Origin of the sequence: Buttiauxella sp. (assembly GCF_035271705.1) — a bacterium.
In the GTDB taxonomy this organism is placed as follows: domain Bacteria; phylum Pseudomonadota; class Gammaproteobacteria; order Enterobacterales; family Enterobacteriaceae; genus Buttiauxella.
Window position 1 is genome coordinate 1 of record NZ_DATERI010000161.1, and the last position, 11,342, is coordinate 11,342.

General features: G+C 49.3%; 7 protein-coding genes. 4 read left to right on the forward strand and 3 right to left on the reverse strand.

The genetic code is table 11. The features are described from left to right. A partial coding sequence (locus tag VJY99_RS14645) for a transketolase-like TK C-terminal-containing protein (protein ID WP_324119722.1) occupies positions 1-436 on the forward strand: 436 nt, incomplete at its 5' end. A 166-nt stretch (positions 437-602) separates the two neighbouring features. On the opposite strand, the gene VJY99_RS14650 is transcribed toward VJY99_RS14645, so the two are convergent. From VJY99_RS14650 to VJY99_RS14660, 3 genes are all read right to left on the reverse strand, one after another. Next, positions 603-2,051: a glycoside-pentoside-hexuronide (GPH):cation symporter gene (locus VJY99_RS14650; RefSeq protein ID WP_324119724.1), complete on the reverse strand. Its 1,449-nt coding sequence runs from the start codon at positions 2,049-2,051 to the stop codon at positions 603-605. Between the two features lie 3 nt (positions 2,052-2,054). After that, positions 2,055-4,064 (reverse strand): hypothetical protein, encoded by a 2,010-nt coding sequence (locus tag VJY99_RS14655; RefSeq protein WP_324119726.1) that lies wholly within the window; start codon positions 4,062-4,064, stop codon positions 2,055-2,057. A gap of 78 nt (positions 4,065-4,142) precedes the next feature. Continuing rightward, a complete protein-coding gene (locus tag VJY99_RS14660; RefSeq protein WP_324119728.1) occupies positions 4,143-7,271 on the reverse strand; it encodes a beta-galactosidase in 3,129 nt (1,042 codons plus the stop codon). A gap of 524 nt (positions 7,272-7,795) precedes the next feature. Here VJY99_RS14660 and epd point away from each other — a divergent pair. The 3 genes from epd (at position 7,796) to fbaA (ending at position 11,331) form a co-directional block, all read left to right on the forward strand. Next, complete coding sequence (epd, locus tag VJY99_RS14665) at positions 7,796-8,815, forward strand: erythrose-4-phosphate dehydrogenase (RefSeq protein WP_324119730.1); 1,020 nt, start codon at positions 7,796-7,798, stop codon at positions 8,813-8,815. 49 nt (positions 8,816-8,864) lie between these two features. Then, positions 8,865-10,028 (forward strand): phosphoglycerate kinase, encoded by a 1,164-nt coding sequence (gene pgk / locus VJY99_RS14670; protein WP_324119732.1) that lies wholly within the window; start codon positions 8,865-8,867, stop codon positions 10,026-10,028. A gap of 226 nt (positions 10,029-10,254) precedes the next feature. Next, positions 10,255-11,331: a class II fructose-bisphosphate aldolase gene (gene fbaA, locus VJY99_RS14675; protein ID WP_324119734.1), complete on the forward strand. Its 1,077-nt coding sequence runs from the start codon at positions 10,255-10,257 to the stop codon at positions 11,329-11,331. The last annotated feature ends 11 nt before the right edge of the window (positions 11,332-11,342 follow it).

The window sequence follows — 11,342 nt, forward strand, 5'->3', positions numbered from 1 at the left end:
CCGTCAGAACCTGGCACAGCAGGATCGTACTGAACAGCAACTGGCAGATGTTGCCCGTGGCGCATACGTTCTGAAAGATTGTGCAGGCCAGCCTGAGCTTATCCTGATTGCCACCGGTTCTGAAGTTGAACTGGCGGTTGCCGCTTGGGATCAACTGACTGCAGAAGGCATCAAAGCGCGTGTGGTTTCCATGCCGTCTACCGATGCATTCGACAAGCAGGATCCCGCGTACCGTGAAGCCGTGCTGCCGAAAGCGGTTGCCGCACGTGTGGCTATCGAAGCCAGCATCGCTGACTACTGGTACAAATACGTTGGCCTGAACGGTGCTGTTGTCGGTATGACCACCTTCGGTGAGTCTGCTCCGGCTGAGCTTCTGTTCGAAGAGTTCGGTTTCACTGTGGCAAACATAGTGAAGCAGGCTAAAGCCGTTCTGTAATCGCTTTATGCTGGTTAAACGGGTCGCTCAGGCGGCCCGTTTTTTTTGGTGATTGCCGGTGCCGATATTCCGATGCGCAGTGAGGTATGGATGAGCAGGGCGGCTATTATCTTCAGTGAAGTGCATGCTGCCCTTCCTTTTTAAGGAAAGGGCAGTGTGGAATTATTTATTGGGCTTCCACTACCTCCTTTTCAGAGTAGCGAATGGCCAGTGCTTTAAGAATTGCCGGGTATTCTTTATCCAGCCGATATGCCAGCAACGAGCCGATACAGACTAGATAAAATAGCGCTGGAATAAGCGTGGCTGAATAAAGAATTGCCTCCATAGTTTGCGCATTTTGCACCGCTGCGCCGTTGACATAACCGGTTGAGCTGACAAAAAAAGTCGTGGCTGCAGGGCCAATCCCGGAAGCCATTTTCATCGCGAAGGAAGCACCCGCAAATGACAAGCCTTCCCGGCGAACGTGGAAGCGGAATTCGCCATATTCCACGGTATCCGGGATCATCGCGAATATACCCGTCCAGGTAAATGCCTGCCCAATACCATTAATCAACGTGATGACAAGATTCATTTCATGGCTATAGGGGAAAATGAGTCGCAACGCGAAACTTAACAGTACAAACGCAATCCCAAACAGGACCGAATTGCGTTTCCCCCAGCGCACCATGATTATTGGCGCGATAAAAAATAGCATCAACAGGCGCACAATGGTGCCGTACAAACTATAGACACCAATGATTTTCGGATCGCCGAGAAAATACTGGGAATAGTAGGTTCCAGCCGCACCGGCCGCGGCTTCCGCCGCACATAATGCCAGACAACCCACTGTCAAAAAGACCCAATAGCGGTTTTTAAACAATTCCGAAACGCCAATGAGGATATCTTTTTTATCGGGGATAGCCTCAGTATCTTCACCATTACGGCAATTGGTGCGTTCCCGGGTATTGGCTACCACAAAATAGAAAAGAATCACGGCTATAACACCATACATCGTCATGGTGATCACCCAAGCCAGCGGTGTGCGTTGGCCGTCGAAAAAGGTGTCTTGTAAAAATTCCACAATATACAGCGTTGCTGCTCCGGCAAAAGAGCCTCCCACTGCGGCCAGCAACATGCGGTAAATCGACAGTTTTGCGCGTTCGCCGTAGTCCTGGGTAATAGAGGATGCAAGCGATCCATAAGGTAAATTTGTGCAGGTATAAATAACCGGGATGGCGATGTTATAGCTGATAAACACATACATCAGTTTCCAACCGTAATCCCAGTCGAGCGGCACCGAATAGAGCAGTATCAGCGCTATCATGAAAGGGATTGCCATACGCAGTAGCCAGACTCTTTGGCGACCATAAGGGGAGCGTGTACGATCAACCATCACCCCCACCATAATATCGATAACGCCATCCAGCACGCGTGACAACAGGAGAATCATCCCAATGTCTGAGATATCAATCCCCACGTATTCCGAATAGTAATAAATCAGTAACCCACCTGCTGGACCGAGAAGCAGTTGGCAGGCAAAATCCCCCAGCCCGTAGGAGAATTTTTCTTTAAATGTCAACGTCCCATCCGGGCGAACGGCAAGAGGGGCGTTGTTGGCTAACTTTGGAAATAGCATGTTTCACCTCAACGAATCGATTGTGAAAAAGCAGGGATGCGGCGCTCCAGGAGAATGGGTGCGTAAAAAGAACCACAACCCCCAATCCTGATCGTTGGCGTAAGGGTCAGCGAAATCTGTAGCTATCCCATTGACAGAAAAAGGAAAGAGATAAGCGCAACTGGCTGAACCATCGGCTGAATACAGACTCAGCACCGCGCGGTAAGACGCCTGTGCTTTTTCGGCGAAACCGGGCTTACCTAAAACATCAAGCAGGTGATAGACGTCCGCGTTTAGCGCGCTCCAGTAATGCGGGAATGTGTCACCGAATGTGCGCCGTTTGCCAAACCAAAAACCGTCCCAATGACGATTTGAATTAGCGAAAAGGCGGTAATCTGGTGCGGGATTCTGAAAGAGCTCAAGGAGTTTTACATGGCGCAACCCATGTGAGAGGTACAGCGGATCGTGGCTGATGGCGTAGGCCTGAAGCAAGATCCACGCCGCAGGGGCGACAATGCTTTGTTCGAATGTGACTTCGTGGGCGGGGTAGTGGGTGCCGTTTTGTACCAGTCGTTGAGCATGTTCGAGAAAACGTTCGCGTATTTGCTCTGCCCGATCGGCATAACCCGCCTTAACCAGCAAGCTATACAGTGAGGCAATTGGCATGCCGATGGCATAGAATTTTTCACCGCCACGGTGATAAAAATCCTCCATGATGCGCAAGGCCAGCAGTAAATTTTGGACATCACCTTTCCACAGATACAGTTCAATAAAAAATTCTGCAAACCAGGGGTAGTTATAGAGCCGAAAGATGTCGTCGTTATACCCCACATCGTTGTGTACGCGTCCGGTATCACTTTCGACTAACTCACGCCGGATAAACGAGTCATAACGTTCAACGCTGGCGCTGAGTCGCTGGTAATTATCTGTGGTGCGTTCAGGGCAATGTCGCAGATACTGGACTAGCAGCAATCCCATCGCTACCCGTTCCCGCCCGGCATTATGGTCGTGCTCATGGCTGTAAAAAAGCTGGTTTGCTTCGTTGTCGTAAACAAGAAATGCCCCTTCTGCGCGGGAGCCTGGCGTAAGGCATTGTTGGCGTTGTGCGATAAATTCGCAGCGCCGTTGCTGTAGTTTGCTTGCTTCGGGTTGAACCAGAAAACGAGCCAGCGTGGATTTGCCTTGCCAGCAAATACGGTAGAGGTATTCCCCTTCGCCTTTGTCGGGTACATCAACAAAGTGTGCGCGATAACCGTTGAGTGTTTTTTCGAAACGTTGCACCGCAACAGGGCGACATTCACAGGACACGGATATCTCGGTACTCTCGGTTTCACATTCCGCGCTAAAGCAGATTTTTTCGTCCGGAAATAACACGTACCACGGCGCTTTGACCACGGGGACAAAACAGGCCGCAGTGGTAAAGAAATCATCTTTTCCTTGGTGCCAGAACCAGCGAAAAGTCAGTTTTATTTCATCGCCAGGTAGCAGCACACACGGTGAAGGGTGAAGAACAAAGACCCCGCGATAATCACTGAAATTGACGCCTTGTGGCGGTTCGACTCCCGCAATGGGGACTTCACGGTGCTGGCTATAATTGCTGATGCTGCCATGTTCAAGAACCATCCCCAGATGAGGCGCATTGCCACCCATACGTAATGCCATCAGCCACGTTGCTTCCTCTGCGCACCACAGATGCACATGGCAGTGCTGTTCTGCACAGGTTTTGGCATTGTCATAACGATCGCAAAGCGGTAAAGAAATTCCAATATCACCGTGCTGGATATAAATATCCCAGTCGCTGATGTTGCGAAAGGTATAGTGTTCGAGAAAAAAACCATCATCGGTGTGTTCTCGTTTAACCTGATGCGAAATACCTTCTGGCGCGCTTATTTTTCCCCATTGTTTCTGTGACGGACTTAAATTGATTGCGGGTGAATCATCAATCCAGTTCATGGCAAAAGGATCATTCGGATGGATAATTGCCACTGGGTTTCCAGAATTATCTTCAATCACACTAAATGTTTTTTGTTTCATGATTTTCCTTATCTAAAAACGATGTATTTATGACGCGTTTGCGAACATGTATTTTCCCTCGTAGATATTCGTTGTGATCTAACTGCGATATTTGATATTCACCGTATAGCGATATTCAGCGGCATTAAGTTGCCAGCACGTTTTAACGCTGGGCGACCATGAATCGTCGCCACCCACACCCATATGAAATCCATCCAGCGTGAGCCACATTCCGGTTTCTTCTTCGAGCTCATGGCGATGGCGTATTGCCATTAATTGCCGGGTACTAAAGGGGTGCAGCGAAAAGTGGAAATGCCCGTCTATATGCCAGTTACCCCAATTCAGTTGTTGGGTATGGCAACGTAAACCGTTTTCGCCAGGCACAATGTAAGGCGTGACCATTTCAGACAGGGGGCGTTTCCAGCGTGAGAATAGTGCTGAATGTTGGCGATCGGGGTAATTCTCATGCGGCCCCAGCCCAAGCCAGTCAACCTCTGCTGACTGCGGATAAAGCTGACAAACAATGCCAATGCGCGCCAGCGGAGGTAATTGGCTGGCACGATCCAGCTTAATATCCAGCGCAAGGGTCCCGCTGCTATCAATCGTCACTTTCCAGCGACTTTGTAATAGCAGTTGTTGCTGGTGGTAATACCCGGTTTCAAACGTCAGGTTCACGCTGTGCAAACCTTGTTCTGCATGGCTGAAATGACAGCGTTGCTCGGTGTTCAACAGACCGGAGCGTTCCCAGCGTGCGGCCCATGACTGTGGGTCGGTGTACGTTTCGCTATTAAGCCCTATGTCGTTATCCAGCGGTGCCCGGATAAACTGGTCGCTTAATGGGGTGAGCATTAACGGTGTATCGTTATCAAACCATTGAATCAATTGCCCCTGCTGGCGACTGAATATCCATTTCTGTTGCCCGTGATGAACACAAAAAGAGTTGTCGTCCACGGTTAACTGTGGTGTTTCTCCGGCAGGTAATGCCGCTGCTAATATCGCAGCTTGGGGCAAGGGCAGCGGCAAGGAGAATTGTTGCCACGCCGCGCAGTGGCCGGCAGGTGACCATGCTGTCGCGTGCGGTTGAATGACCCGCAAGATAAGCGAAAGATGCTTTGCCTGCCCGGAGATAGGCGGTATTTCACCCAGCACCTGTTGCAGTGTGGTTTCCGGGGCGAGAGTCAGGGGAACATCGCCGCTTTGGATTTCTTCGCCATCTTGTTCAATAGCCCAACTCAGGTATTCGTTATCACACTGGCGGAACAAATATTCGCTGGTGATATCAATGATCAAGGGTTGGGTGCTGATTAAACGAAACTGGAAAAATTGTTGTTGTTGCCGGGCTTCAAAGAGCGCCGGATGGGGTTGTCTGTCGGGAAATACCAATCCGTTGAGACAAAAAGTTCCGTCGTTGGGCGTATCGCCAAAATCGCCACCGTAGGCATACCAGGGGTTGCCCGCGCTGTCATATTTTGTCAGCGCCTGGTCTGCCCAGTCCCAGATAAAGCCGCCTTGTAATCGCGGAAATTGGCGGAATGCTTGCCAGTAATCAGCGAATCCGCCCAGGCTATTACCCATGGAGTGCGCATATTCGCAGAGGATCAGAGGACGCGTTTCACCCGGCATTCCCAGCCATTTTTTTAACCCCCATTTCGGCACGGCGGGAACGGGAATATCGTCATCTACACGGGCATACATCGGGCAAACAATGTCGGTTGCTGCACTGTTTCCACCGCCTCCTTCATATTGAACCGGGCGAGAAGGGTCAGTATTTTTCACCCAGCTATAAAGTGCGTCGTGGTTTGCGCCATAACCGGACTCATTGCCCAGCGACCAGATAATAATGGAGGGATGGTTGTAATGGCATTCCACCATGCGGCTCACTCTGGCGCTATATGCACCTAACCACGCGGGGTCTTCTGACAAGCGGCTCATGGGGGTCATGCCGTGAGTTTCAATGTTCGCCTCATCCACAACATAAAGGCCAAAACGGTTGCACAAGGCATACCAGCGTGAGTTATTGGGGTAATGTGAGCAGCGAACCGCGTTGAAATTATTCTGCTTCATCAACACAATATCCTGCACCATATCCTCTTCAGTGACGCAATAGCCCCGTTGTGGATGATGCTCATGACGATTGACGCCACGGATAAGCAGCGGCTTATTATTGAGTAACAACAGGCCATTGCGGATCTCTACTCGCCGAAAACCGGTATCGCAAGCCTCGGCTTCAATCAACTTTTCATTGTCGTCAAATAACGCCACGACCAGGCGATAACACGTTGGGTTTTCTGCGCTCCAGAGCTCGGGATTAGTCACGTGCAGACGCACGTTCACGCGCTCCGGGTAATGACCGCGTTCATCAATAATCGCTGTTCCCAATGCTGTTTTTTCTTCGGCGACGCAGCACGCATTAAGCCAGAGCGATACTGCAACCTGGAAGCGTGTGGGGTCGGAAGCCGCCACGGTAATATTGCATGCCAGGCTGCCGTGACTGAGATCCGCGTTAAGCTCAGGCGTAATACGAAAGTCTGCGATGTGGGCTTCGGGTTTATGCAGTAAATAAACGGAGCGGAAAATACCACTCATGCGCCACATATCCTGATCTTCAAGCCATGTACCCGCGCTCCAGCGCATCACCATGACGCACAGGCGGTTATTTTCATCAATCAGAAAAGGGGTTAAGTCAAATTCTGCCGGCAGACGGCTATCCTCTGAATAACCGACCCAGTGGCCGTTACACCACAGATGGAAGGCCGAGCTGACGCCATCAAAAATAACGCGGGTTTTTCCTTGCGATCGCCAGTGGGAATCAAGCGTAAAAGTTTTTGAATAACAGCCGGTTGGATTATCTTCTGGTACGGCTGGTGGCGGCGTGTCAATGGGGTAGCGAATATTGCTATAAATCGGGTTATCAAATCCCGACAGTTGCCAGCAAGAGGGAACGTCGATGGAATGACAATCCGGCAGGTCGCTGCTCAGCCAGTGATGGCTGACTTTTTCAGGCTGTGAAAACCCATTGAATTGCCATTGGCCATCAAGATAATATCGCCAGGATGAGGGAAGATTATCTCTTGCTGCGTTAATTTCCCGCCAACCTGAGAATTCAGTGTGGGCGTCCAGACGGTTGCAATGAATAATGGACAATATATTCCAGTCTTTTCTAATAATAATATCTCTGAACTTAGATTTAATGGATTCATTGATATAATGTATATTATCAGGATGCATGATTTCCCTTATTACATCTTAATGTGAATGTATCGGGTAAATTTAATAAAGGTGGGGCTTGGTGTTTGTCGAGAATATTAAAGCCAGCACATGCTATTTATATGTGCAGCTCTTTTCTTTGCGTATATGTGCGGGGTGGGATATTATTTTATAAATTGCCTCCTTTATCACATAACTTATAATTAAATGCAGGCGGTTTTCCCATTTTCATCAGATTTTACTGCGCGTGAACAGCGTGGTGGTCTGCGTCTCTGGTGTGGCGGGGACGAAAATTTTCCGTTTCTATTCCTCTTAACCTCAAATCAACCTCAAAAATGTGACGTAGATCTATAAGATGTAATATCCACTCGGTGAATTATTCCATTTATTCTCCATTTCGCTTAACATGGCTGAAGCGTTTCAGTTGAATAAATGTTCGACAATTAAGCAAACAATTGCTGTTTCGATAGTGCGAGGATTCCCCTCAGACGATAGCTGGATTACTCTGTCAGCCACTTAGTCTCAGGGATTCTGGCAGGAGAGATATGACCGTACGCATAGCAATTAATGGCTTCGGTCGCATTGGGCGCAACGTGGTACGTGCTTTGTACGAATCCGGTCGCCGTGCGGAAATTACCGTCGTTGCAATCAATGAACTGGCTGATGCTGCGGGTATGGCGCATCTGTTAAAGTATGACACCAGCCATGGCCGCTTCGCCTGGGACGTTCGTCAGGAACGCAACCAGTTATGGGTAGGTGATGACACCATCCGTATCTTGCACGAACCGGAAATTGCAAATTTACCGTGGCGTGAACTGGGCGTGGATGTGGTGCTGGATTGTACCGGTGTGTTTGGCTCCCGTGCAGACGGTGAAGCGCATCTGGCAACCGGTGCCAAAAAAGTCCTCTTCTCGCATCCTGGCGGTAACGATCTCGACGCCACCGTGGTTTACGGTGTGAATCATGAAAGTGTGGTTGCTGAACATCGCATCGTTTCGAATGCCTCTTGCACCACAAACTGCATTATTCCCATTATCAAATTGCTTGATGATGCTTACGGCATTGAGTGGGGCACGGTGACCACCATCCATTCTGCCATGCATGATCAACAAGTTATTGACGCCTATCATCCAGACTTGCGCCGCACCCGTGCTGCTAGCCAGTCTATTATTCCTGTAGATACGCGTCTTGCTGCTGGTATCACACGTATTTTCCCGAAATTTAACGATCGTTTTGAGGCGATTGCGGTACGTGTTCCGACCATAAATGTCACTGCAATCGATTTAAGCGTGACAGTGAAGAATGCAGTTAATGCCAATGAAGTCAACAAGTTGCTTCAAAAAGCAGCACGTGATTCATTTCATGGTATAGTTGACTATACGGAATTACCGTTGGTCTCGACTGATTTTAACCACGATCCGCATAGTGCCATTATTGATGGCACGCAAACTCGGGTCAGTGGGCAACATCTGATTAAAACATTAGTCTGGTGTGATAACGAATGGGGCTTTGCTAATCGAATGCTCGACACGACGTTAGTCATGGCCGCAAGTGGTTTCAGGTAAGGCGCATAAAGCGTCCGCAAAACTTTAAGAATCAACGAGAGGATTCACCATGTCTGTAATTAAGATGACCGATCTGGATCTAGCTGGAAAGCGTGTTCTGATCCGTGCAGATTTGAACGTACCAGTTAAAGAAGGGAAAGTGACATCTGACGCACGTATCCGTGCATCTTTGCCAACTATCGAATTGGCCCTGAAGCAAGGCGCTAAAGTGATGGTAACTTCTCACCTGGGTCGTCCAACTGAAGGCGAGTACAACGAAGAATTCTCTCTGCTTCCAGTCGTCAACTATCTGAAAGACAAACTGTCTGCTCCTGTTCGCCTGGCTAAAGATTACCTGGATGGCGTTGAAGTTGCTGCCGGTGAATTGGTTGTTCTGGAAAACGTTCGCTTCAACAAAGGCGAAAAGAAAGACGACGAAACCCTGTCTAAAAAATACGCTGCATTGTGTGACGTATTCGTAATGGATGCTTTCGGTACTGCACACCGTGCACAGGCTTCTACTCACGGCGTTGGCAAATTTGCAGACATCGCTTGTGCAGGCCCGCTGCTGGCTGAAGAGCTGAGCGCACTGGGTAAAGCACTGAAAGAACCTGCTCGCCCAATGGTTGCTATCGTTGGCGGTTCTAAAGTTTCTACCAAACTGACTGTTCTGGATTCACTGTCCAAAATCGCTGACCAGCTGATTGTTGGTGGTGGCATCGCGAACACCTTCGTTGCAGCTCAAGGCCACAACGTGGGTAAATCCCTGTACGAAGCAGACCTGGTTGAAGAAGCTAAACGCCTGCTGACTATCTGTGACATCCCCGTTCCAGCTGATGTTCGCGTAGCAACAGAGTTCTCTGAGTCTGCAACTGCAACCCTGAAATCTGTAAACGACGTGAAATCGGACGAGCAGATTCTGGATATCGGTGACGCATCAGCTGCGCAACTGGCTGAAATCCTGAAGAATGCAAAAACCATTCTGTGGAACGGCCCGGTTGGCGTGTTCGAATTCCCGAACTTCCGTAAAGGGACTGAAATCGTTGCTAACGCAATCGCTGACAGCGACGCGTTCTCTATCGCAGGCGGCGGTGACACCCTGGCAGCTATCGACCTGTTCGGTATTGCAGATAAAATTTCTTACATCTCCACTGGTGGCGGCGCATTCCTCGAGTTCGTGGAAGGCAAAGTTCTGCCAGCAGTAGCTATGCTCGAAGAGCGCGCTAAGAAGTAATGATGACGGGCAGGTTATGCTGCCCGTTGAATTTTTGCCGCAGAGATTTTTGTAAGCGGTTAATATTTCTTCATTTACCCTAAATCATTCAAGTTGCAGCAAGGCGGCAGCTAAGCAGCGAACAGGAGCTTACTCAGGTAAGTGACTGAGAGATGTGCAGACAGCCAACGGTGCAGCCGCTTGAAGGATGACGGGTAAATTGGCCGACGATACAGGACAAACAAACATGTCTAAGATTTTTGATTTCGTAAAACCAGGTGTTATCACCGGTGATGACGTACAGAAAGTTTTCCAGGTAGCAAAAGAGAACAATTTTGCTCTGCCAGCAGTTAACTGCGTTGGCACTGACTCTATCAACGCCGTTATCGAAACTGCTGCAAAAGTTAAAGCACCAGTAATCGTTCAGTTCTCCAACGGTGGCGCAGCATTCATGGCGGGTAAAGGCCTGAAAGCTGAAGGCCAACAGGCTGCAATCCTCGGTGGTATCTCTGGTGCGCACCATGTGCATCTGATGGCTGAACATTATGGCGTGCCAGTTATTCTGCACACTGACCACTGTGCGAAGAAACTGCTGCCATGGTTAGACGGTCTGTTGGACGCAGGCGAAAAACACTTCGCAGCCACTGGCAAGCCACTGTTCTCTTCTCACATGATTGACCTGTCTGAAGAGTCCCTGGAAGAGAACATCGAAATCTGTTCTAAGTACCTGGAGCGTATGTCTAAAATCGGCATGACTCTGGAAATCGAACTGGGTTGCACCGGCGGCGAAGAAGATGGCGTAGATAACAGCCATATGGACGCATCTTCCCTGTACACTCAGCCAGAAGACGTTGATTACGCTTACGAAAAACTGAATGCAATCAGCCCACGTTTCACCATCGCGGCTTCTTTCGGTAACGTACACGGCGTTTACAAACCAGGTAACGTGGTTCTGACTCCAACTATCCTGCGTGATTCTCAGGACTATGTTTCTAAGAAACATAACCTGCCGCACAACAGCCTGAACTTCGTATTCCACGGTGGTTCTGGTTCTTCTGCTCAAGAAATCAAAGACTCCGTAGGCTACGGCGTAGTGAAAATGAACATCGATACCGATACCCAGTGGGCAACATGGGAAGGTATTCTGAACTACTACAAAGCGAACGAAGCTTACCTGCAAGGCCAGTTGGGTAACCCGAAAGGCGAAGACCAGCCGAACAAGAAATACTACGATCCACGCGTATGGCTGCGTTCTGCTCAGACTTCTATGATCACCCGTCTGGAGCAAGCTTTCAAAGAACTGAACGCAATCGACGTTCTGTAATTTGAAGCAGT